We start from the raw sequence: 24,095 nt of genomic DNA, 5'->3' as shown, positions 1-24,095 counted from the left end.
ACGCAAAGGACGCTACGATTTCGCTACGTACGCAAGGATACGTTGCGCTCATTGTGCCACGTTGCGTTAAACAAAACATCATGAAGATTATCGATTTACGTACTCGCTGTGTCGCTATTCCGCTCAATGCTCAGCTCCGTCATAACACCGGCGTGCATCCGGGCTATTTTCTACGTACCATTCTCGAACTCATCACCGACGAAGGGATCGTGGGCCTGGGTGAAGTTGGTGGTGGCGATCAGCGCGGAGCGTTGCAGAAACTGAAACCGCGCATCATTGGTGAAGACCCGTTTCATCTTGAAAAAATCAAGCTGAAGGTACTGCGGAGTATCTATTACCTGTCGAACGCCCGACTTTACGCAGCCATCGAAATGGCCTGTCTCGACATCCAGGGCAAAGTGCTGAACCGGCCACTAAGCGATCTGCTGGGCGGACGTGTTCGCGATGAAGTTCCCTTTATTGCCTACCTATTCTGGCGTTATGACCGCCCTGGTGATGGTAAGCATGACGAAACGGCTGAAGACATGGCCGATTTCTGCGTGGAGCTTCATGAAACGTTGGGCGTCAAGTCGATGAAGCTGAAAGCAGGCGTAAAGTCTCCTAAAGAAGAGGCACGGGTCCTGGAGCTTTGCCGCCAGAAACTCGGTGATGATTTCGGGCTGCGTATCGACCCGAACGGCCTTTGGTCGGTGCAGACTGCTGTGCAGATTGGTCGTCGACTGGAAGAGCTCAATATCGAATATTTCGAAGATCCATCGTGGGGACTGGAAGGTAATGCGGCTGTTCGCAAACAGATACGTATTCCGGTGGCTACCAATATGTATCCTGCCAAATTCGATGACCTGGCTCCGGCCATCCGTATGGGATCGGTCGACATTGTGCTGACGGATATTCACTACTGGGAAGGACCGCGCGGTGTGAAGGATTTAGCGGCTGTCTGCCAGACATTCAATCTGGGTGTCGCCATGCACTCAGGAGCTGAGTTTGGGATTGAACTCGCGGCCATGATCCATACGGCCGCAACCATTCCGCACATGACCTTCGCGGGCGATGCGCATTACCATTACCTCACCGACGACATCATTGAAGGTGGCCTGATGAAGTACGAAAACGGGTGCATCAGGGTACCGAGCGGACCGGGCTTGGGCGTATCGCTCGACGAGGACAAGATGAAGCATTACGAGAAATATTACGAAGAGAAAGGCGACTACTACGCCCGCTTTCACCAGGACCCGTACCGCCCCGACTGGTTCCCGACGGTGGGTGGAATCTGACAAGGAAAGAAAATGCTATGACGAGCCGTATCACCAACATACCTGTAACGCTGACCTGCCTTATGGCAACCCTGCTGCTTGGCTCATTCAGGAAAGGTACACCCGTTCGGCATGACGACCGGATCAGGGCAATTGTGTCAATGCCTAATCTGGTGGCCTTGTGGGATTTTAGCGAACCGGAGGGGCAGGAAAGAAAGGCGAAAGGTGTGGCCCAGTTTCCGCTGAAAGAAACAGCGGGTTCGCTGCCACGGGCCAATGAAGGGCCGCTGTCCGGCTATTCGGCCGTATTTGCCGGTGATGCGTTTCTCTCCCTGCCCAATGCGCAAACCGGCAGACTGAACATTCACGGGAAGAACCAGGCTGTATCGGTCGTAGCTTATGTCAAATGGCAGGGTGGCCAAACCGGGTTTGTCGGCGGTATGTGGAACGAATACAAGGACGGCGGCAAACGGCAATATGGTTTGTTTGTGTCGCTGCCGTACTACAACGGCCGGAACCAGGTGTGCGGACACATATCCCGAACCGGCAAACCAACCCCGCCCTTTCCGTATTCCATCGACTATTCGGCGAGTAAGCAGGAAGTGCCCGCCAACGAATGGGTCTGCGTGGCTTTCTCCTACGATGGCAAGCACATAAGGTCGTATCTCAACGGAGTATTTCAGGAACGGGCACCGGAGTTAATCGACCACACGACCGGATTTGATGGCTACCCCAACGGGCTGACTCAATCCAAAAATCCATACTATTTCCCGGACGGAATGGGCAATAACGGTTCTGATTTTACGGTCGGAGCGGTCCTGCTCAAAGCGGGTATGGGAAATCGGTTCAGAGGGCAAATCGGCGGGCTGGCGGTCTTTGACCGCGCCTTGACGAACGAAGAGATGAAGACGATGGCGGAACCAGTCGTAAAACGGAGGCATAACGAATGAATCTTTTCAACCTCACGGGTAAGAACGCCCTGGTCACTGGATCAAGTCAGGGAATTGGTAAGGCCATTGCCGTTGCCCTGGCGGAGCAGGGAGCTAATGTCCTGATTCATTGCCGGGATGAGGCCGTGGCAGGCGAACAGGCTGTTGAGCAGATTCGGGCGCTGGGTGTTGCCTCTGGTCTGATTCAGGCCGATTTAGCGCATGAACACTCCGCCCAACGCATCTATGAAGAGGCCCGGCATTTTGGCGCAATTGATATTCTGGTGCTGAATGCGTCGGTTCAGATCCGGAAGCCGTGGGCCGAGGTTACCGCTGACGAATTTACGGAGCAGGTGACCGTTAACTGGCAACGGTCGCTGGAGCTGATCCAGCAGTTTGCGCCGACTATGCAACGTACCGGTTGGGGCCGTATCCTGACCATCGGTAGTGTCCAGCAGATAAAACCCCATCCGCAGATGATTGCCTACGCGGCCGGGAAGGCTGCGGTTGTGAATATGGTCCGCAATCTGGCGGTGCAGTTGGGAAAAGATGGAATCACCATCAATAACCTGGCACCGGGCGTAATCCTGACCGAACGTAACGCCGAGGCCCTGTCAGACGAAACGTATCGCGAGCAGGTACGGAGCCGGATTCCGGTTGGCTTTTTTGGGGAAAACCACGATTGTACCGGGCTGGCCTTACTGCTCTGCTCCGAAGCCGGGCGGTACATTACGGGTCAGGACATTTTTGTCGATGGAGGTATGAGCCTTTAACAAACAGACTATTCCAAACACGTATTATGAAACAACTCATCGTTTGTTTGCTGGCATTAGCCGGAACTGTTTACGGACAGCAGGCTACATCAGACGCGCCTAAACTCTGGAGCCCTTATCGCATCACACCCCGAACGGGCGCGCAGCACATTGATCTGTCGGGTTCGGGTTGGGAATTATCCCACGCCGACAAGCCAGTAACTGACCCTAAAGCACCCCGCAAAGACCCTTTTCAGACCAGCGTGCCCAATTCGGTGCATTGGTCGTTGTACAAAGCCGGGAAGTTACCCCATCCGTATTACGCCCGGAATTCAACCCAGTATCGCTGGGCGGAGGAAAAAGCCTGGTACTACAAAAAGACGTTTGACGTACCAGCCTCAGCTCGCGATAACTACGTATTCCTGTGCTTCGACGGCGTTGACTACTTCTCAAAAGTCTGGGTAAACGACAGCCTGGTGGGCGTTCACGAAGGCATGTTCGGTGGTCCCTCGGTAGAAATTAGCCGACTGCTGACGATTGGCGGCAAAAACGAAGTAACCGTTGAGGTGCGGGCGGGCAACTGGGGCAATCGGGCTACTGACTATGAAAACCTGCCGCGCACGGCGTCGGGTGAGTTCGACTACTCGAAACGGACCGGCTACAACCCCCGCGCCAGCGGCAAAATTATCAAGCCGTGGGTTATCTCAGGCGGCTCGGGTGGCGAAGCCTTCTTTACGGTCGGTATGTGGCAGGGTGTCCGGCTGGAAATTGTGCCCCCGTACCACCTCGAACGGCCGTACCTGACTACGAAAAGCGTAGCGAACAATGCGGCCCAGTTGCACCTTTCAGCCGAAGTCTTTGCCAATACGCACTCGCTCACTATGCGGCTCCATCCCTGGAATAACACCCAGTTGAACCATCCCAACGAGAAGGGCACCAGCTTCAAGCCGGTCACCGATAAGCTTAGTGTGCAGGTAGAACTGATGGATGGGAAAAACACGGCTTTGACCAAGGAGTTTCCCGTGACAGCCTACGACGGGCGTATCTGGCTGGAAGAAGATTTGAATCTTCCTAATGCTAAACTTTGGCAACCGAACGGCCTGGGTGAGCCGAACCTATATAAAGTAAACCTGACGCTGAAGAAAAACGGTAGCCCCATCGACCGGCTGAGCTTCGACTACGGCATCCGTACCATCGAGCGGATTGCCACGGCCGGGCCGCGTATCGCCGACCGCTGGGAAAACTGGCAGTTCATCGTCAACGCCGGAACGCCGGCCGGCCGGAAGATTTTCGTCAAGGGCATGAACTTCACCCCGCAGGATATCCTGCTCGATTTGCCCGCCGAGCGCTACCGCTGGACGCTCGAAGCGGCCAAAAAAATGGGCGTGCAACTCATCCGTATCTGGGGCGGTGGATTGCTGGAAACCGATCACTTCTATACTATCTGCAACGAACTTGGCCTGATGGTCTGGCAGGATTTCCCGATTGGTAACCAGGACACGCCCGACTACCCGCAGGACATCTGGGAAGCCCAGGTCGTGCAGAACATCTTCCGGCTGCGGAACCATCCGTCGCTGGTCATCTGGAACGGAGGTAATGAATTTAACCCGTATTCCTACGGCAATGCGGCATCCGTGGGCATCATCGAACGGAACCTGGACATCTTCGATAAACAACGCTTTTTCGTGCGCACCACCCCCGACGATGGGTCGATGCACGCCTACCCCGACATGGACCCGACCTGGTACAATCGCAGCTACAAGTTTGAGCCGTGGGTGTCGGAAACGGGTATGCACAGCATTCCGGAGCCGGGACTTTTCTACGAAACCGTCGACAATAAGGAGTTTACGGGCCTCGGCAAGATGTGGGATAAAAACTTCGGGGCGTCGCACCCCGAGTTCATTCACCACTTCACCGAATACGGTCCCGGTCGGGTGCCACGTATGCTGAGCCGGGCCTCGCACATCACCGACGTGACCGACCCGACTATTGAGGCCATTTCGGAAGCGTCGCAGATTGGGGCTGGTGAGTTTTATCAGGTGCTGTCGGAGAAAATGCAGGGTAACTACCCCGTAACGGCTGGCCTGATGCCCTGGGTCTTCAAACGTCACTGGCCGGTGATTGCCATTCAGATGATGGACTGGTTCGGGCAGGCAGCCGCGCCGTATTACTTCCTGAAACGGACGTACGAACCGACCCACGTAGCTATTGATCTACCCCGTCTGCTCTGGAAATCAGGCGAGTCGATTGACCTTACCGCTAAGGTAACGCACGCTAATAGCGCCTTAGCAGGGCATAAAGTAACGGTAACGGTATTTGATGACGCTTTTAAACCGCTCTGGAACTCAGAAAAGCCGCTCGCTATCAGCGCCGGGCCTTCGGTTAATACGGCCAGGATAGGTGCGTTTACTATTCCGGCCGATTACAAAGACCGCTTTCTGTTTGTGGTGGCCGAGCTGAAAGATGCGTCCGGCAAATTGATTTCCCGCTCGCTGTACTTCCCCCGTTCGCTGACGATGCTGGACGACAAAGCCTTTTACGACAAATACGTATCAGGACCCATTGCCTGGCCAACGCTGGAGAAGGGTCCATTTCTGAAGCCAACTGTGCAGAAGTCAGCTACGCGGCTGGAATGTAATCTGGTGGCCATGAAACAACTGGACGATGCCCGCTCGCAGGTAACCGTACGGGTCCGCAACGCCGGATCAACGCCCGCCTTCATGACTAAAATAGACGTAGCGGGCGTAAAGCGGGCGCTGGTTGCCGACGATAATTATTTCTGGCTGGCTCCGGGCGAGAGTCGTGCGGTATCGGCCGACGTGCTCTGGCGCGAAACACCAGCACGGGACGTATCGGTCGTAGCATCGGCCTGGAACGCACCAGAGGTGAAGGTATTACTGGATACAAAGTCTGTCACCGTTCAAAAGCTGGGGAAATAAAAGCATGTCTAAACCAAACTTCATAACCGAACCTGAGCCTGCCAGCTCCCTCGTAACCAGTGGCCGGGCCGGTTTCCGGTGGGAGCTGTTGGTGTTGCTCTGGCTGGCGTTCTTTCTGAACCAGGCCGACCGTCAGATATTCAGTGTAGTCCTGCCGCTCATTCGCCAGGACCTGGGCTTGACCGACGCTGAACTGGGGCTGATCGCATCGGCATTGGTATGGACCTATGGCCTGCTGGTACCCATTGCTGGTTTCATCGGCGACCGTTTTTCGCGCCGGAATATTCTGGGGGTCTGCCTGCTATTCTGGTCGATGGCGACGCTGTTTACCGGCTTCTGCACCACGCTCATGCAGTTCATTCTGCTGCGCGGCATGGCAACGGGCGGGGGAGAAGCGTTCTATGCCCCGTCGGCCAACGCGCTGCTGGGAGAGAACTATCCGAAGAACCGCTCGTTTGTACTGTCAATTCATCAGACGGCCGTCTACTTTGGGATTGTGCTCAGTGGACTGATTGCTGGCTACGTGGGTGAGCACTACGGCTGGCAGCGGGCGTTTTATCTGTTCGGTGGGTTCGGTATTGTATTGGCCTTTATTTTCTTCAGCCGGATACCGAAGGATGACCCTAACGTTGGGGTTGTCGGCCAGCGGCCTGTGCTGGCTGAAATAGCCGAAACGGCCCGAATCGTTGTTCGGAAGCCGACTGTGGTGCTGCTGACGCTGGGCTTTGGCTGTATGGTGTTCGTCAACGTCGGTTACCTGACCTGGATGCCCTCATTTCTGGTCGATAAGTTCGGTCTGAGCCTGACCGATGCTGGCTTCTCGTCGCTGTTTTACCACCACCTCGGCGCATTCCTCGGAGTCCTGTCCGGTGCGCGAATCGCCGACTACTACGCCCGGACAAACCCCCGTAGCCGACTCGTCGTGCAGTCGCTGGGGTTGTTGCTTGGTGCGCCGTTCATCTACTTCATCAGCCAGAGCGATACCGAGGTCATGACCTACGCGGCTCTGTTTGGGTTCGGCATCTTTCGGGGTTGGTACGATTCAAACATTGTGGCTTCGCTGTATGAAGTGGTAGCCCCCGGCATCCGGTCGTCGGCCTACGGGCTTATGCTGGCCTGCGCGTTTCTGATTGGGGCATCGGCGCCGTATCTCCTCGGTGTATTAAAACCAACGCTGGGGCTGACGGCAGGCCTGGCCAGTTTGTCAGGGGCCTATATCCTGGGTGGTTTGCTGATTGCCGGAGCGGCAAAGTGGTTTTTCGAAAAGGACAGAGAATCGTAATAGAACAAGCAAGTAATAGATCAGTAAAACACACAAAAGCATGGAAGTCATAACCAATTCGTATCCAGTCCGACAGTTCAACGTTACTTATGATTGGCAGGAAATTCGGGAGCGGTACCTACGGCTATATGCCGGTTTAGTGTCCGACGCGCTGGAACATCTCGGTTACCACAGTCAGTGCATGGCCAGTGGTATCTATCCGCTTACCCACACCATGAAAGTAGCAGGACCGGCTTTTACCGCGCATGGAATCGCTACGCCCAGCCGCGACGAGAAAGTGCATGACATCCGACTGGGGATGTTCAAGAGCATGACGCCGGGCTGCGTTCAGGTGCGCGATACGCAGGGAGATACGTCGTGCGGACAGTTCGGCGAGATTTCGGCTACGGCGGCTCACGCCCACGGCTGCGTTGGTGCGGTTATCGATGGGTCCACCCGCGATTCAAACTACCTCATCGACATGGGCTTTCCGACCTTCTGTCGGTTTCGGAATCCGGTCGAGGCTTTTGGCCGGTTTATGGTCGTGGATTATCAGATTCCAATTTACGTAAAGGGTATGGACGGACTCCTGAAAATTAATCCCGGCGACTACATTTTCGGTGATAATGACGGTGTGGTTGTTGTACCTTTCGACCTGACGATTCAGGTGCTGGAGCTGGCCGAAGAGTGGTTCGCCAGCGAAGCTAAAAGTCGGCAGGCGATGGCCGAAGGCCGGAATCCATTCGACGTGTACGAAGAATTCGGGCGGTTCTGAGGCAGTAAAGCCGACCGAGCGTCTTGCCGCAGAATGTCCGGTCGGCTTTACCAGACTTTCTTCACGCTAACGTAGCTCGCGAACGTGTTGGGATATAGTTCGCCGTGGTCGAGGGCAAAGGCCGTTGTCATGACGATACCTGACCAGCGTGGAGGATGAATCTGGGCGGACAGCAGCGACGAAAACTGGCGGAAGGGCGGAACGTAACGTTGATTGAACGTACCGAAGTTGCGGCTGGTCGATGCTTTGGCCGTCAGCGTTACGTTGCGGAACGCGACGGCCTGGGCACCCAAATGCCAGGCTACGACCCGGTTGTTGGGGAAGAAGCCACCACCCTCCAGCCGGTTGACCTCTGGTGTAAATTCGGTCCTCGGGGCAATGAATGGTGTCCCAACCGTTCGCCCATTGTATGACCAGCCTTCCCGATACTGGCTGTGATTAAAGTAATTATCCGCGCCCTGATAACGAGCCGTCATATCAAACACGGCCCCTCCCTGATCGGTGGTCGTAAGGAATTCGAGGGCCAGTCGCTCCAGGTGAAACCGGGCATTAGTCGGGCGGTTATGCAGCCGGATTCCCGTCAGGCCATCAGGGAAATTCTGAAACGCCAGGCCAGACGCATCTTCGTAGAGATGTTGGTGATAAAGCGTCAGCGTTCGTTTGGGCCGGGTCCACTCAAGCGCAAAGTCGTAGCTGCCCACGTGGTTGCCAATTCGGTTCGTCCCGTCGAAGTCCGTAAACTGATCCGTGCTGATAGCTTCCGGATAGCGGCCCGTAATGAGCGAAACGTAATCTTTAAAGGAGGTCGGCAGGTTCCCGTTAACCGCCAGTGGGGTTCCAATCAGGTAATCGGCTCTGCCGCCCCATTGTACCTGGTGATTCAACCCCGCGTAAAGCTTGACTTTCCAGGTAGGTTTACCCAAACGGCCATACAGAAATTTCTGGTGCAGATAAACCCCTTTGATGTACGCAGCCGTGAACCAGCCATGCGCATACCCGCCCTTAAGGGCTAAAACGTTTTTCAGGAAACGTAGTGGAATATAATCCGGGGTGTGGATCTGCACTTTAGGAAACGGAATTGCATTGCCCGACCAGGAAATGAAACCGGACGTTAAAGTTGTGTCACCAAGGCCGTACACCTCGCGCCGTCGTCCGGCAAACAACTCTACTTTCCCGAAACGAATCTTGCCATACAGTTCAGGCCATAGAAGCTGCCGTGTTTCAGGCCGATCGTTTGATCCGATGTTTCCCACTACGTTGACGCCAAAACCCCAATCAATTTTTCGTTGGGGGGCAGATGCCAAACTATCAGGTATTGGGCGGTACGTACGGTAAACACCTGCCCGGATCGTTCCGAACGGCCCGCGGGTTGGCACGATACCGTACTGATTCGTACGTAGCCAGAACGGCGTTCGGTCGGTGGTCGTTGCCATACCCCCCAGCTCGGCTTCATAATGAAGAGGAGACGGATGAGCGCTCGATTGAGCCCGCAATGAAGGGAGACTCAACCAGAGAATCAGGCCAAAGACGAACAGTTGCCGCATGGACGTGGAAATGAGACACGAATATCCGACATGAAGGATGGATTACTTCATGTCGGTGGTGAAAATTATCGTTTTGATAATACAAACAAAAACCCCATACCGCTTGGTATGGGGTTTTCAAAAAGGATTGGGTGTTGTCTACCGACGATAACGGCTTGGATACTCGCGGCCTACGCCGAATCCGTAGCCAAGTGTCAGCGTAAAAGCAGAGTTGCTGAGGGATTCACGCCGTCCCCAGATGTTCGGCAGATTCGACTGAACTTCGGCCAGGCCAAGCGTGTAACGGGCGTCGATCAGGAAGCGCTGCCGCTCGCCGGCCCGCCAGTTCAACTGGAAACCCGCCGTAGCGCCCAGATCCAGATCTTTAAAGTCGTTGCTGTTGTCGCCATTGAAGCGATCATCTTCGACCCCGTTCAGTTCAGCATTGGCCCGTTTGGCATTAAGTTTAATGCCTACTGAGGGGCCAATGAAAACATTTGGTCGGAAATTACCCGCCAGTGTCAGAAAGTAGCGGGCGACAACCGGAATTTCGAGGTAATTGACCCGTTGCCGAAAGTCGATCGTATTGCTTGGTCCGGGCGAAACGAAAAGCGGACCATCATACCGCGTACCGCGTTGCGAGTAAAGTACGTCGGCTGAGATACCAAAATGGTTCAGCGAACTATACATCAGAAACGCACCGGCCGTAAAGCCCGGTGTAAAACTCATATTATCAGCATTACCCCAGTAATTAGACAAGTTCAAGCCGACGCGGGGGCCAGCACTGAAGCGTTGCTGAGCGTAAGCGTTTGATATACAGATAGACGAGATGGCGAGAATAGGGAGAGAGAAACGTAGAAAAATTGATTTTAACATAGAAAACAAAATTGAGTGATATGCCCCGTTAACGCCGGATGTTCGATAAATGTTTTATCCATTGTATCAAGTTTAGTGAAAGCAATAATCTGCCGTACGACTAGATTTGTGTGTAACTAAGATGAAACTGTACACAGACAGGACTAAAACTAACCAAAGAGGAAGAAGCAAGAGGTACCGGTGCTTTAATCAAGAGTATTTGTTTCAACTGTTGGTTCTGAAGGAAAGACAAGCGACTCTTGATTGGGCATGAATGATGGCCTGCCAGGCATATACACAGGCATTTGGGCCGATTCTACCGGTTTATGTTCGAATCCATCAGCCTTGGTCTGACCGGGCGTGTCGCGTGACGACAGTACGTGGCTGGTATGAGAAGATGGAACACTTTTGGGCTTCGCCGGTTGTTTGGGAGCGAAGAAAATGAAATAAATAGCCATCGCCAGCATAAACAGGATAGCTGCCGTTGTCGTAGCGATCCAGAGTGGCCAGAGTCGTTTCTTGGTAGCCGACTCATGAATACGTTGTTGCAGGGCGTCCCGCAGTTCAGTCAACTGCGTCGAGGGGGGAGTGCCGGTTTGCTGCATGGCTTCCAGACCAGCCAGCGCATCGGCGTAAAACGGGTCTTCCAACAGCAACCGCTCCACGCGGTGCCGCGCCGGGCCACTAAGCTGCCCAGCCTGATAAGCCCGCAAGTCATCGAAAGTCAATTGGTTATCCATCATTAATGTACTGATGCGGAAACAGGGTTCCTATTTCTGCATACAAAGTTTAAGATTTCGGCGACCATTTTGCAAGTAACTCTTTACCTGTTTCAGGTCATAGCCGGTAAGGTTTGAAACATCAGCATAGCTTTTCTGCTCCAGATAGAACAACGTCAGACAGGTTCGTTGTTCGGTCGGCAACGTTTGCAGACACGCTTCCATCCTGGTGAGGTCTTCTTCCAGGTCTAAATCATCATCCAGGTTGAGGGTAGTCATGTTGGACGACGACGACTGGAAATCAGCCCCCGAGGCATCGGCCACCACCGCATCGATACGTACCGGCTGGCTTGTTCGCCTGCGAAGCTGCATAAGGCAGTAGTTGCGGGCAACAGTATGGAGCCAAGTCTTAAAATGCTGCACCTCGTGTCGTTGCAGGTCAGTAACCAACTGCTCAAATAGCTGCATAACCGCATCTTTGGCTTCTTCCTGGTCCCGCAGGTAGTTATAGCAAACGGCATAAACAAGGTCCATATGGCGTTCATACAGCTCACCCAGAGTCACCAGATCGCCCGTACTGCGGTAAGCCGCCAGGTACTCGGCATCGGTAATCGGTTTGGGTCTGCGGAAACGCTTTAAAAACATAGTCTGACCAGCATGCGTAAGGCATCACTATCTATTAGATGAACGAAGAACACCGATTCCACAACCGGTTTTTAGTAAAATTTTGTGTCATTTTACGGATCGGAGCAGGACTGATTGTCAGAAAATTCAGCCATCTAAAAAATTTTAAAAGAAATTTAATGCAGCAACTTTATAGAATAAGAAGGAGGAAAACTCGAAGTTTATTAAACAATTCAACGATAAAATTAAACACATCCAGTGTTAAGTGACTCATTTATATATATTATATAGTTTTCATGTTTAAAAATACCATTTGATAAATTAATATAACAAAGAACCTTGTTTTTATAAAGCAAAATCAATACTCATTTTTGTAGAGGAGTGCAACAAAAATCTATCGACTTGATGGGGTTTTACTGAGCGGTTGGTCGTCTATTAACAATTTGATTTTTTTGTTGATTTATTGTACACTTAGCCACCAAAAAATGCACTTAATTATACCTCTTACTACACTATGAGAATTTGGTTGATCCTGCTCACGATGACGCTCGCCGGGAGGGCTTGGGCGCAATCATGCAATTGCACGTACACTATCACTAAGGCTGGCTCCTACGACGGTAGAACCCTCAAGATCGGACCTGGCGCCACTGTCTGCATCCAGGCCGGCAAGTACAACTACCTCCGACTCAATAATTTCGTCGGTGCACCTGACAACCCCATCAAGTTCGTCAACTGTGGCGGCCTGGTCGACGTCAACTACCCCACCGGTTCCACCACCGGCATCGCCATCCAGGGCAGCCGCTACTTCCAGATCACCGGAACCGGTACGCCCGGACTGGAATACGGCATCCGCATCTCGGCTACCGGCAGCGGTATCTCCGGGCTGAACATCACCGGCAAGAGCTCAGATTGTGAGGTGGACCACCTGGAGGTCTCCAACGCGGGCTTTGCCGGCATCATGATCAAGACCGACCCCACCTGCGATGTGTCCACCCAGCGGTCAAGTTTTGCCATGTACAATGTGAAGGTGCACCACAACTACGTCCATGATGTCAAGGGTGAAGGGCTTTACATTGGCAACTCGTTCTGGAATGAGGGCCAGAGCCGCACATGTGATGGTGCCAGTGTGAAAGTGCTGCCTCACAACATCTATGGGTTGGAGATCAGCTACAACCGCACGGTCAACACGGGCTGTGAGGGCATCCAGTATGCCTGTGCCCCGGAATCGCAGGTGCATCACAACACGGTGTTAAACTCTGGGATTGATCCCTTTGATCCTTACCAGGACAATGGTGTGCAGATTGGGGGTGGAGTAAGTGGCAGCTTCTACAACAACACCATCCACAAGGCCAAGGGCATTGGGCTGATCATCGTGGGTCACCTAGGGCCTAACTATATCTACAACAACATCATCGCTGAGGCCGTTTCGAACGGTATCTTCGTCGATGAGCGTAGTGGATCATTGCCTAACGCCGAGGTCGCTCTGGTCAATAACACAATCGTTTCAGCGGGTGAGGAGGGCATCAAGCTCTACAACGAAACACAGAATACATCGATTCTGAACAACGCGGTCGTGATGGTTGGTAGTAACAAATACATCTCCACGCTCAGCAGTAAGGTTCGCTTCACGGCTCAGAACAACTATACTTCAGCCAATCCGGGTGAGGCTCGGTTTGTTGACCCCTATGGGGGCAACCTGCGGCCGGCTAGTGGCTCTCCATTGATTAACGCTGGGCAGAACACAAGCCGCTACGGTGTGGTGACAGACCTTGACGACAGGGCTCGTCCGCAGGGTGGGACCTACGACATAGGTGCCTACGAAAGCGGTCAGTCGGGGGCTCGTCAGGGGGCAAAAAGCGAAGCGGTAGCGGCTGCCGAGTCAGCGGTGGTGCTTGTGCGGGCGTATCCTTCGCCGGCCACGGACCAACTGGTGGTTCGGCTGAGTAACGAAGAGCTGATTGAGCAGGTGAGCATTGTTGATGGCAATGGTCGCGAGCTGGGTCGTCATACGGCCAGCACGCCCGCCAGTGAGCTGAGCGTACCGGTTGGTCAGTTGGGCAAGGGCATCTACCTGCTGCGTGTTGGCACTGCGTCGCGGCAGTACGGTGGCCGATTCCTGAAAAACTAGGCTATAGCGTTAAGCATACACTAACGTCGGCATGCTACCTGATCAGGTAGCATGCCGACGTTTTTTTATTGATGAGTGATAGGTAAAGAGGAAGGCGCCGTCCAATAAATCAACCTCCGCTTACTCAATAAGTTGTAGTCGTTGTCGGTTGATTGTCAGTAGTTTCATACAAAAGAGTAGCAACTTTAAGCTGCTTTTAAACCACACCCTATCCATGAAACAACTGTTTACCGGTATCCTCTTCATACTTCTGTTCCATGCTACCCAGGCTCAGACCAGCATCTGTAACTGTACGTACACGATCACAAAGACTGGTGTGTATGACGGAGCCCTGTTAAAAATTGCGCCGGGTGCAACGGTCTGTATCAAAGGTGGGTTGTACCAATACCTGCGTCTCAACAACTTTACCGGCGCTCCGGGTAATCCAATTACCTTCGTTAACTGTGACGGCCTGGTTGATTTCAGCTCCGATAAGACTACTCAGAGCGGCCTGAATGTTCAGGGCAGTCGCTATTTCCGCATCACTGGAACGGGCGATAGCCGCTACAACTACGGTATCAAGGTATCCAAAACCGGTACGGATGCAACAGCGCTGAATATTCTGGCTAAGAGTTCTGACTGCGAAGTGGATCATGTCGAGATAGCCGGAGCGGGCTTTGCCGGGATTATGGCGAAAACGGACCCTAAGGCCTGCGACCCTTCAACCTTTCGGGGCAACTTTATCATGTATAACGTAAAGCTTCACGATAACTACGTCCATGATGTAAAAGGCGAGGGACTGTATATTGGCCATTCAAACTGGGGGAATGGGGTATATGTGGTCTGCAACGGGGTAAAAACCCTGGAGTATCCGCATGAGATCATGGGTCTTGAGATTTACAATAACCTGACTGATCATACCGGTGCTGAAGGTATTCAGTTTTCGTGTGCGCCGGGTGCGCAGGTTCACCACAACACCATTCGCTACGCGGGCGTATCGCCGTTCGGTGTCAATCAAAATAATGGCGTACAGATTGGCGGAGGTACCAGTGGCGGTTTTTATAATAATATTATCCAGAATGCGCAGGGCGATGGCATCAGTATGATCGGACACCGCGGCCCTAATTACATCTACAATAATCTGATTACGAATTCGGGCATTAATGGGATGTATATCGACAACCGAACAGGTTCACTGTCGGGGGTGGATGTAGTCGTCGCTAATAATACCATCGTTACGGCCGTCGACGGTGGCATTCGCTTCTATAATGAGAACAATACGAACTACGCGGCCAATAATGCCATCGTGGGTGTAACGTTGAACAAAGCGATTACGGTCACGAATAAAACCTTTCCGTTGGTTAAGGAGAATAACTACACCTCGGCCTCGGTGACTGACGCTAAGTTGGTTGATCCAGCGGGTGGGAACTATCGGCCGGCCGGCGGATCGCCCCTGATCGATAAAGGACGTAATGCCAGTAACTGGGGCGTTACCTTCGATCTGGACAACAGGCCACGACCTCAGGGAGCCCAGTATGATATTGGGGCCTATGAATACAGCGCTGCATCTTCAGGCGGTCGGATAGCCGCTGAAGTAACCGAAGCCAGTGAATACGTCGTTGTCAGAGTATATCCATCGCCCGCCAGAGAGCAGATAAGCATCCGTCTGAGTAGCGGGGAAACGATTACAGAGGTAGCCGTTACGGATGCGGCTGGCCGGCTGCTGCGTCGGATTCCGGCATTGTCCAGCCCGGAAGTGACTATGCCTGTTGGCGGGTTGGGCAACGGCCTGTATCTGCTTCAGGTCAAAACGGCGCACCAAACGCACGCAGGCCGCTTTTTAAAAGACTAACGGATCAGTATCCTCGTTTGGCTGGTAGGCAAATCTGTATAGGTTCCAATCGATTATATGATCAGGCGAATATATCATCTACACACCGTCCAGTAAATAGCTGGTCCATTCAGTCAACATAAAGAGTTGCGAGACACGCATCAATCTAAATTCGTTTCCGGTACTTGACCTTGTTGACACGATGAAAGGCCAGATATGGTGGGTTGGGATATGGTTGCTTGGGGCGGGTTGGGCTGTATCGGTACAGGCCCAGTCGAAGAAATGCCCGTGCGACTACTTGATCAAAACCAGTGGCACCTACTACGCCAAACAGGTCAATGCACCGGCCGGCAGTACGATCTGTATTCAGGCGGGGCAGTATGAATCGCTGAAGTTTTACAACTTCGCCGGAGAAGCGGATAAGCCATTGACATTCATTAATTATGGCGGTCCAGTTGTCATAAAATCGACGGGCAAGGAAAGCGCACTGGACTTTTACAATTGCCGCAACATTAAGCTATCGGGGGGCGGCAAACCAGGAGTGAAGTACGGAATTACAGCTCAGACGACCTATCAGGATGTGTCGGCGATGCACATTCATGATAAGAGTACAGAATTTGAAGTAGAGTTTGTGGAAATAGCCGGAGCAGGTTTTGCCGGAATCATGGCCAAGACCGATCCCAGTTGCAGTGACTCGACCGCGTGGCGTGGCAATTTTACGATGACGAATCTGCACATCCACGACAATTACATCCATGATGTGAAAGGCGAGGGAATGTACATCGGTAATTCGTTTTGGGGATCGGGGCAGGAGCGCACATGCAACGGAGTAAAAATGCGGTTGTTTCCGCACAATATTACTAACCTGCATGTCCACCACAACCTTGTTGAACGAACTGGAGCGGAAGGCATACAGATTGGGTGTGCACCTGCTTTCAATGTTCACCATAACGTGGTACGGTCAACGGGAATCGACCCCTTTACGCCCGACCAGGATAATGGCGTTCAGATTGGCGGAGGAGCCGACGGACAGTTGCATCACAACTATCTGCAAGACGCGCACGACATTGGTCTCATCATCGTAGGGCATCTCGGTGATATGACAGTGGCCAACAACGTAGTCATTAATTCGGGAGGTGTGGCTGTTTTCTGCGACGAACGTACGGGATCACTACCCAACAGTAACATTCGCTTTATCAACAATACGTTCGTAAACAGCGGAGAAGATGGGTTTCGGCTGTATAACGAAACCCAGAAGAACGTACTGGTTAATAATGTCATTGCCAACATCAATACTCAGAACAGCAAGTCGCCTTACAAGGCTGTGTCGTTTGGGCAGAACGCAACCGCCGAACAAACCGGCAACATGATAACGCAGGATGTAGCGACGCTGCGGTTTGCAGATCATGCCAAAGGCGATTTTAAGCTTTTGAACAACTCCCCCCTGATCGATAAGGGCACGGACGTGAGCAGCATGGGGGTGGTTTCTGATCTGGCCGATCGACTGCGTCCGCAGGGAGCAGGCTATGATGTAGGCGCTTATGAATTTGGTGAATTACTGGCCCCGGTTGTACCGGGTGCTGAAGGGTGTGAAACGACATTAACCCGGATTGGCTATGTTACGTTGCAGCCCGGGGTGCAGGCACCACCGCTGCCACCGGTTGAAGTGATAACGGGAGTGGAAGAGCCAGTGGCACCAATAAAACTGGCGCTTTCGCCGGTGCCCTGTCCGGATCGGTTACAGATAACGGTCGGACCGGGCGTGGAGATTCGGCGGGTTGCCATCTATTCCCTTACGGGGCAGGAGGTTAACCAATGGCGGTTTGCCGCCCGGGAAGCAACAGGTCAGTGCGAGATCGTGGTGTCGCCGTATGCCAGTGGCCTGTATACGGTACGGGTAACAACCTCGGTCGGTATGGGTACTGGCCGGTTTGTGAAGCAGTAAAATCTGCTGGCTATGCAATAATGAATGTTTTGTATTTAATTAATACAATGGAAGGTACCGTTTAGTAGAGAAATTGCTTTTTAAGCTGTATTTGAAGCGTTTAAGGACAGCAACCGCTTAAAAACAATTTTAATTTTTCCTTTAGGACTTTTGCGAAATCGGCTAACTTTTGGTTGTTATTGACAAACTAATCTCTTTATCCAAGGCTTATGATGAGCGAAAACTACCACGTACTGTTCATTGACGAAGATGTTTTTATTCGCAACATCCTTCGGCACACACTCTCGGCGGAGTTTACCATTACAACCTTGCCCAACGGCATCGAAGCAATGTCATGGCTTGAGCAAGGCCATGAGCCTGATATTATCGTTACCGAACTGAAATTACCACACCTTGATGGACGGGAACTGATACAGCTTGTGCGGGGAAGTAATCTGTTTGGACATATTCCAATTCTGGTACTGTCAGTTGTTGACGACAGTGCAACGCGGATCGATTGCCTGGATCGGGGCGCTGATGGCTATATCAACAAGCCATTCAATCCGATGGAGGTTCGGGCTAAAATCCGGGCTATTCTGCGCCGGACACAACCCAGCACGGCCAGCTTAGTCGCTTCGTATTAATCGTTAGTAATCAGCTTATGGCTACGTCTTCTTCGACCGGGCCGCATTTTCAGGTATTGTACCTGGAGCGCGATCCGGAAGCCGCCCTGTTGTTCATTCGGGCGTTTGGTCAGTACGTGGCCATTAAAACGCTTGATGAGCCGGAGGAAGCCATCGCATACCTGCGGGAGGGCAATCCGGTAGATGTGGTGGTCATTAATGAACAGTTAGGGGGGGTGAGTTTTCTTGAAACCGTCCGTAGCAGCCCGTTTCTGCAGAACACACCCGTGCTGCTGATGACGTCTGATTTGAGCCCGGCCGTTCAGCGACGAGCCATGCAACTGAAAGCAATTGATGTTTTCCCGGTCAATTTTCCGGAAGAAGATCTCCGCCTTCGCTTTGATTACCTCATTCGACGCAAGCAATACCTGGCTGAGCGCAGTATTCCCGTGAATGGAGTAACGTGGTCGACTGCCAGTGTAACGATTCCGGCTCCACTAGCCAACCGGTCGCTCCAGGGGATGCAATCACCAGCGCGGATGCCGATCTGGAAACGATCGCTCGATGTCGCTGTCTCAGCGTCGACGCTGCTGGCCCTCTCACCCTTGCTGGCTGTTGTCGCCCTCGCTATCCGCCTTGATTCCAAAGGTCCGATTCTGTACCGTTCCAAGCGGGTTGGTTATGGCTATCGCGTATTCGATATGTATAAGTTCCGGACCATGCGAACGGGGGCCGATGCAATGATTGGTTCGCTGGCCGCTCAGAACATCTACAGCCAGGCTAAACCGGAAGAAGCGCCGGAAACCGAGCGTTGCCAGAACTGCCAGTTAGCGGGTGTCGAATGTCAGCGTCCTCTGTTTCTCAACGACAAGCAGGTTTGTGAACACACCTACCGCGATACACAACGTAACAAGGCAATGTTCATGAAGTTTCGCGAGGACCCTCGTGTAACGCGCCTTGGTCGTATTTTGCGCAACACCAGTATCGACGAACTGCCACAGTTGTTTAATATCCTCCTGGGCGATATGTCGCTGGTTGGGAACCGGCCCCTTCCTTTGTATGAGGCCGAGCGCCTGACAACCACTGGTTTTGCACAACGGTTTGCCGCTCCGGCTGGCCTGACTGGCCTCTGGCAGGTGATGAAACGTGCCAAAGGACAACCGCGCATGTCGGATCTGGAGCGAATACAACTGGATATCAAATACGCCGAAACGTTCTCGTTCCGGACTGACTTCCAGATTATGCTAAAAACCATAACGGCGGTATGGCAGAAGGAGAACGTTTGATGAATGCCGTCAGCTTGGACGACCTGGCCGCGTCGACTGCGCCTGGAACCTCCGGGCGAGGTAGCGAATGGCCGGGCCACGAATGGCCGCTGATTTCGATCATTACCATCAATTATAACCAGCCTGAGCTTACCCGGCTGTTTTTGAACTCCGTTAGTCAGCTTTCTTACCCAAATTTTGAAGTTATCGTTGTGGATAACGGGTCGAAAGAAGATCCGACTGACCATGTGCGCCGTAGCGACTTTCCGGAGGCAACGCTGCTGCTGACAGGCGAAAACCTGGGTTTTTCGGGTGGTAATAACGTAGGGATGCAGGCGGCTAAGGGGGACTTCTACTTCATTGTTAATAACGACACCGAGGTTACGCCCGATCTGCTCGACCAACTGATGGAACCCATGCTGGCCGATTCGACTATCGGTGTTGTTTGCCCTAAAATCCGATTCTTCGACCAGCCCGACGTAATTCAGTATGCAGGCTATCATCCCATGAATCTGTACACGGGCCAGGCGGGTATGGTAGGCAGTCATCAGGTCGACGATGGCCGCTTCGATACGCCTGGCCCGACCAACTTTGCGCATGGTTGTGCGATGCTGGTACGTCGGTCCGTTGCCGAACAGGTAGGCATGTTTGCCGAGCAGTTTTTTCTTTACTACGAAGAACTGGATTGGTCGGCCCGAATCCGGCGGGGCGGCTACACGATTTATTTCCAGCCGACAGCGCTGATATTCCACAAAGAATCGGCTTCGGTTGGTAAGACCAGCCCGCTGAAGGTATACTACATGACCCGAAACCGTATTCTGTATATGCGCCGGAACACACCCTTACCGCAGCGGATGGCATTCGGGCTATTCTTTACGGGGTTAGCCGTACCAAAACACATGCTGACGTATGCAGCCCGGCGTCAGTTCACGCACCTGAAGGCGTTTGGTCGGGGGGTGATAAGTGGCTGGCTAACAAAGTGAAAATGGTGGGCGACCGGCTCGGCTGTCTGCTATTCTTCTGCGTCACTGTGAAAACAAATAAACCACTCAACCATGCGAATTGGTATTGAAGGCCAGCGACTGTTTCGACGTGAAAAGCACGGGATGGATATTTACGTGCTGGAGGTGATTAAGGCGCTTCAACAACTGGATAAGAAGAACGAGTACGTCGTCTTTGTAAAAGACGATGAAGATAAAGACTGCCTGAAAGAAACCGATAATTTCAGGATCGTGACCGTTCCGGGCGGCAATTATGCGCTATGGGAGCAGATCAACCTGCCCCGGGCGGCCAAACAATATGGGGTAGACGTATTGCACTGCACCAGTAATACGGCACCGCTTTTCCCAACTACACCAGTGGTAGTAACGATTCACGACCTGATCTACATGGAGAAAAGCGAGGGCGACAATACGGCGACGCTCTATCAGCGGGTAGGTAATCAATACCGGCGGTTGATTGTGCCGCAGGTAGCCAAACGTTGTCGGCGGGTCCTGGCTGATTCGGAGTACACCCGGCAGGATATTCTGAAGTTGTTCCGGCTCCCCGAGCGGCAGGTGCAGGTATCCTACCTGGGGGTTAGCCCAAAGCTGGCTCAATCCCTGAAAAAGGAACGGTTACCCGAAATCAGGCAGCGGTATAACCTCCCGGAGAACTACTTTTTTTATCTCGGTAATCGGGACCCGCGCAAGAACATGCGCAACGTACTGAACGCCTTCGGAGCCTTTACCAAAGTCGACGGCGATGTGGAACTGGTCGTAACCGGTAAGCCACCCGTATTCTGGGATGAACTGATTGCGAAGCCGGGGAATGAGCTTTTAGCTGAGCGCACGCGATTCATTGGATTCGTCGAAGCGGAGGATTTGTCCGGCCTCTACGCCCAGGCCGAATTGTATCTGTATCCGTCGTTGAGTGAAGGGTTTGGCCTTCCAATTCTGGAAGCTATGTCGTGCGGGGTACCCGTCATTACGTCTACAACCACCTCCATGCCGGAAGTCGGGGGCGATGTAGCCGTTCTGGTTGACCCGTTCCGTCCGGAAGAAATTACCCAGGCAATGATTACGCTTCACAATGATCCGGACCTTCGGCGGCAAAAAGTGGAACAGGGACTTCGGCGAGTCGAATCCTTCTCCTGGCAGCGAACCGCCCGCGAAGTGCTGGCTACCTACCAGGAGGTGTACGCGTCCTTGTCTTAACGTAGTGCATACAGAAGTAAAGTCAGGCTGGGCGGTTTTTGGTTTGGGGCATGGCGCTTACGGACCAGAAGCTGCCCAGTCGAGTATAAAGAAGGTTTGTTTATCCGACATTCAATAACTTATGAAAATCGCTTTCTGGATAGTTCTTTTTCTGGCTGTTTACACCTACCTCGGTTATGGGGTACTGGTATGGGCTATTGTAAAAATTCGCCGTTGGCTGGGTAAGGGTCACGCTGAGCCCAACTGGCGTACGACGTACCTGCCTGACGTAACACTGGTTGTACCAGCCTACAACGAAATGGGGTGTCTGCCCGACAAACTGGCGAACTGCCTTTCCCTCGATTATCCTGCCGATAAACTGAGTCTATTGTTTGTGGCCGAAGGGTCGACCGACGGCTCCATCGCGTACTTGCAGCAGGAACAGACCAAATACCCAAACCTGAAGGTTATCGGGGGGGGCGACCGACTCGGAAAAATTGAAGCCATGAACCGGGCCATGAAGCAGGTTAAAACCTCCCTCGTAATCTACACCGACGCCAATACAGTGCTGAACCGGGAGGCTATTCGGAATACCGTCCGGCATTTTCAGGACCCCGAAGTGGCGGCCGTTGCCGGTGAAAAACGTATCATGACTGATAACAGTGAAGCTGCGGCTGGTGCCGGTGAGGGGCTTTACTGGCGATACGAATCCTTTCTGAAAAAACTGGATACGGAACTACACACGGTTGTTGGAGCGGCCGGCGAATTCTTTGCGATGCGTACGGCGCTCTACGAACCGGTAGAGTTCGATACGCTGCTCGATGATTTCATGATTTCGCTACGGCTGGCCGGGCGCGGATACCGGGTTGTTTATGAACCCGAAGCCTACGCCATGGAGCGGCCGTCGTTCTCAGTATCGGAAGAACAGAAACGTAAAGTAAGAATCGCAGCCGGAGGGTTTCAATCAATTGCCCGCCTGACAGATTTGCTGAATCCGTTTAAGCACGGTTGGCTGACGTTTCAGTACGTATCGCACCGGGCAATGCGCTGGGCCGTTACGCCATTCTGCCTGCCTATTCTGGTGCTTTTGAACGCGCTGATTGTGGCTATCGACGGCGGTTGGTTCTGGTGGTTGCTGCTGGCCGGTCAGATTACGTTTTACACGGCCGCTTACGCCGGTTATCAACTGGAGGCCAGACGCATTCGGAACAAGGCATTGTTCGTGCCCTTTTATTTCACGTTTATGAACGTATGCGTATTGCTGGGATTTGTGCGGTATCACCGTGGAGGCCATAATGGTATTTGGGAGAAAGCCCGCCGGGCGGACGATCTCCCAAATTCGACTCACGAACCCGCGCTTGAATCGGTACCGTGAGGAGTGTGAATAAAGGTATGCCGGGCCTGGCGATGATTTACAACTGACCGCAGGTAGCGGATAAACAGGCCCGGCAGCTTCATTAATTCAGTAAGACCAACCATCGATTTCAGGCTGCTCGGTACCGAGATGTAGAACGTAAGCATCAGTAGAACGAGCTGTACCCGCACAAACCAGCCTACCGGAAAGTCGCCCCAGACTAACAGGGTAATCAGGAAGCCCACCATCAGTACACCCAGTAACAGAATGCGCGGTAGGAGCATCGTCTGGAAAACCTTGTCGGCGTAGTCAAAATTCCCCTGTAATAACGCCTTAAAGCCGGGCTTGGCATTCAGCTTCAGGTAACGGAACTGAGCAGCTATCCAGCGAGTCCGTTGCTTCTCAAACACCGCCCCCGACTGCACTTTTTCGTCGTACACGTAAGCATCTTCGAGATACTCGGCACCAATCTTCTGCTTCAGAATACGCATCTCAAGCTCCTTGTCGAAACCACCCATCGCCTTGACCTTAGGCATCAGGTCTTTAAGGAGGCTGTACTCAAAGGCCATACCCGAACCAATCAGGGCCGACGACAGGCCCAGCGCCCGGTGGCCCTTGCGGAAGATGTGGTTGTTGATCTCCTCACTGACGGCATCCAGGATAGCCACCGGTGTGTTGGTGTTCTTGGCCGTGCGGTGACCCTGCACAACCCGCCAGCCCTGCTCGAAGGCAGCATTGATGCGGCTCAGAAAGTCGCTTGCCATGTGGTTGTCGGCGTCCAGAATAACCGCAACATCGTAGGATCCCGGTAGTTGCTCCAGGGCCGCGTTGAGGGCCTTTGCTTTGGTCGATACGTCAAACGAAACAGGTACCACCTTAATGGGCAGCGAGCGTAGGGTTGCTATTGTATCGGGTTGCAATGAGTCTGCAATCACAACAACGTCGAAACGATCGGATGGGTATTGTTGACGCAGGTTTGTTCTGGCGGATTCAATAATGACAGCATCTTCACGATAGGCGGGAATCAACACAGCCATTCGTCGGAGCGTAGTGGGAGCAACAGAAGGAGTTGCTGACCGGCTCCGGCGTAACCACCCGGCAATGGCATACACCGACAGGTAAACGGTGATGATTGCCGTGTAACCATAAATAACCCAAGCCAACAGAAAAGTGAAAGTAGCCATACA

At 52.9% G+C, this 24,095-nt stretch carries 19 protein-coding genes; 14 read left to right on the top strand and 5 right to left on the bottom strand.

The window, feature by feature from the left end:
• The first annotated feature begins 80 nt into the window (after positions 1-80).
• From BN8_RS24115 to BN8_RS24090, 6 genes are all read left to right on the top strand, one after another.
• The gene (locus BN8_RS24115; RefSeq protein ID WP_009284563.1) at positions 81-1,274 is read left to right on the top strand and encodes an enolase C-terminal domain-like protein; all 1,194 of its coding nucleotides are present in this window, start codon (positions 81-83) and stop codon (positions 1,272-1,274) included.
• Between the two features lie 62 nt (positions 1,275-1,336).
• A complete protein-coding gene (locus BN8_RS24110) occupies positions 1,337-2,203 on the top strand; it encodes a LamG-like jellyroll fold domain-containing protein (protein WP_144051831.1) in 867 nt (288 codons plus the stop codon).
• On the top strand, positions 2,200-2,955 hold the full coding sequence (locus tag BN8_RS24105) for an SDR family NAD(P)-dependent oxidoreductase (protein ID WP_009284561.1): 756 nt from the start codon (positions 2,200-2,202) through the stop codon (positions 2,953-2,955). Before BN8_RS24110 ends, BN8_RS24105 begins: the two co-directional genes overlap by 4 nt.
• Positions 2,956-2,981: 26 nt before the next feature.
• The gene (locus BN8_RS24100; protein ID WP_009284560.1) at positions 2,982-5,873 is read left to right on the top strand and encodes a glycoside hydrolase family 2 protein; all 2,892 of its coding nucleotides are present in this window, start codon (positions 2,982-2,984) and stop codon (positions 5,871-5,873) included.
• A gap of 4 nt (positions 5,874-5,877) precedes the next feature.
• Positions 5,878-7,155 carry an MFS transporter gene (locus BN8_RS24095; protein ID WP_009284559.1) on the top strand — a complete coding sequence of 426 codons (1,278 nt, stop codon included), beginning with the start codon at positions 5,878-5,880 and terminating at the stop codon, positions 7,153-7,155.
• Between the two features lie 40 nt (positions 7,156-7,195).
• Complete coding sequence (locus BN8_RS24090) at positions 7,196-7,909, top strand: RraA family protein (RefSeq protein WP_009284558.1); 714 nt, start codon at positions 7,196-7,198, stop codon at positions 7,907-7,909.
• A gap of 47 nt (positions 7,910-7,956) precedes the next feature.
• On the opposite strand, the gene BN8_RS24085 is transcribed toward BN8_RS24090, so the two are convergent.
• The 4 genes from BN8_RS24085 to BN8_RS24070 form a co-directional block, all read right to left on the bottom strand.
• Positions 7,957-9,453 (bottom strand): capsule assembly Wzi family protein, encoded by a 1,497-nt coding sequence (locus tag BN8_RS24085; protein WP_009284557.1) that lies wholly within the window; start codon positions 9,451-9,453, stop codon positions 7,957-7,959.
• A gap of 138 nt (positions 9,454-9,591) precedes the next feature.
• Positions 9,592-10,308: a porin family protein gene (locus tag BN8_RS24080; RefSeq protein ID WP_083882529.1), complete on the bottom strand. Its 717-nt coding sequence runs from the start codon at positions 10,306-10,308 to the stop codon at positions 9,592-9,594.
• Positions 10,309-10,493: 185 nt separating this feature from the next.
• Entirely contained in the window at positions 10,494-11,030 is a 537-nt protein-coding gene (locus BN8_RS33700; RefSeq protein WP_009284555.1) for a hypothetical protein, read from the bottom strand.
• A 27-nt stretch (positions 11,031-11,057) separates the two neighbouring features.
• Positions 11,058-11,651, bottom strand: coding sequence for an RNA polymerase sigma factor (locus BN8_RS24070; RefSeq protein ID WP_009284554.1), 594 nt, complete (start codon positions 11,649-11,651; stop codon positions 11,058-11,060).
• A 493-nt stretch (positions 11,652-12,144) separates the two neighbouring features.
• On the opposite strand from BN8_RS24070, the gene BN8_RS24065 reads away from it, so the two are divergent.
• The 8 genes from BN8_RS24065 to BN8_RS24030 all read left to right on the top strand — a co-directional run bounded on the left by BN8_RS24065 (position 12,145) and on the right by BN8_RS24030 (position 22,929).
• Positions 12,145-13,758, top strand: coding sequence for a right-handed parallel beta-helix repeat-containing protein (locus BN8_RS24065; RefSeq protein WP_009284553.1), 1,614 nt, complete (start codon positions 12,145-12,147; stop codon positions 13,756-13,758).
• Between the two features lie 214 nt (positions 13,759-13,972).
• On the top strand, positions 13,973-15,589 hold the full coding sequence (locus tag BN8_RS24060; RefSeq protein WP_009284552.1) for a right-handed parallel beta-helix repeat-containing protein: 1,617 nt from the start codon (positions 13,973-13,975) through the stop codon (positions 15,587-15,589).
• 181 nt (positions 15,590-15,770) lie between these two features.
• Positions 15,771-17,513 (top strand): right-handed parallel beta-helix repeat-containing protein, encoded by a 1,743-nt coding sequence (locus tag BN8_RS24055; protein WP_009284551.1) that lies wholly within the window; start codon positions 15,771-15,773, stop codon positions 17,511-17,513.
• 209 nt (positions 17,514-17,722) lie between these two features.
• Positions 17,723-18,136 (top strand): response regulator transcription factor, encoded by a 414-nt coding sequence (locus tag BN8_RS24050; protein ID WP_009284550.1) that lies wholly within the window; start codon positions 17,723-17,725, stop codon positions 18,134-18,136.
• A gap of 17 nt (positions 18,137-18,153) precedes the next feature.
• A complete protein-coding gene (locus BN8_RS24045; RefSeq protein ID WP_009284549.1) occupies positions 18,154-19,401 on the top strand; it encodes a sugar transferase in 1,248 nt (415 codons plus the stop codon).
• A complete protein-coding gene (locus BN8_RS24040) occupies positions 19,380-20,363 on the top strand; it encodes a glycosyltransferase family 2 protein (RefSeq protein WP_229368301.1) in 984 nt (327 codons plus the stop codon). Before BN8_RS24045 ends, BN8_RS24040 begins: the two co-directional genes overlap by 22 nt.
• Positions 20,364-20,435: 72 nt before the next feature.
• A complete protein-coding gene (locus tag BN8_RS24035) occupies positions 20,436-21,575 on the top strand; it encodes a glycosyltransferase family 4 protein (protein WP_009284547.1) in 1,140 nt (379 codons plus the stop codon).
• Between the two features lie 121 nt (positions 21,576-21,696).
• Positions 21,697-22,929, top strand: coding sequence for a glycosyltransferase family 2 protein (locus BN8_RS24030; protein WP_009284546.1), 1,233 nt, complete (start codon positions 21,697-21,699; stop codon positions 22,927-22,929).
• On the opposite strand, the gene BN8_RS24025 is transcribed toward BN8_RS24030, so the two are convergent.
• A complete protein-coding gene (locus tag BN8_RS24025; protein WP_040006487.1) occupies positions 22,899-24,092 on the bottom strand; it encodes a glycosyltransferase family 2 protein in 1,194 nt (397 codons plus the stop codon). The genes BN8_RS24030 and BN8_RS24025 overlap by 31 nt on opposite strands.
• Positions 24,093-24,095 lie beyond the last annotated feature (3 nt).

Origin of the sequence: Fibrisoma limi BUZ 3, from assembly GCF_000296815.2 — a bacterium.
Classification (GTDB): Bacteria; Bacteroidota; Bacteroidia; order Cytophagales; family Spirosomataceae; genus Fibrisoma; species Fibrisoma limi.
The sequence above is the reverse complement of the archived record's forward strand: the minus strand, read 5'-3'. Positions and strand labels throughout refer to the sequence as shown.